This is a genomic window from Bradyrhizobium sp. Ce-3 (assembly GCF_022835695.1).
Classification (GTDB): Bacteria; Pseudomonadota; Alphaproteobacteria; order Rhizobiales; family Xanthobacteraceae; genus Bradyrhizobium.
Map to the genome: position 1 here is coordinate 1 of NZ_BQUV01000075.1, position 333 is coordinate 333.

Sequence of the window (333 nt, forward strand, 5' to 3'; positions counted from 1 at the left end):
CCATAGGAGGCTGAAAGTTATATACTGTCGGTGCTTCTTCAATATCATCAAACAGAGAAACAGTTTCTGGATACCATTCTTTCATCAGAACTTTATTAAAATCACCATTATCAGAATGGCTAAAAATAACATCAGCTCGACGAACAGTTTCTTCTAATCCCAAATTTCGACGCAAAGAAAGAACAGAATGATCATGCTGATAAACTACAACACGAATAAAAGGTTTAATATTATCTAAAAGTTTTTTATAGTTATTAATCGTGGCTTCTTGAACGGAAGTAGCAGGAACAGAATTAATAATTAGAATATCACAATCATTAATCAGTTTAAGTG

Annotated in this window: 1 protein-coding gene; it reads right to left on the reverse strand. The window is 32.1% G+C overall.

Annotation, left to right across the window (positions count from 1 at the left end; translation table 11 throughout):
- On the reverse strand, positions 1–333 hold a 333-nt coding region (locus BRSPCE3_RS35880), incomplete at both ends, for a hypothetical protein (RefSeq protein WP_244071851.1).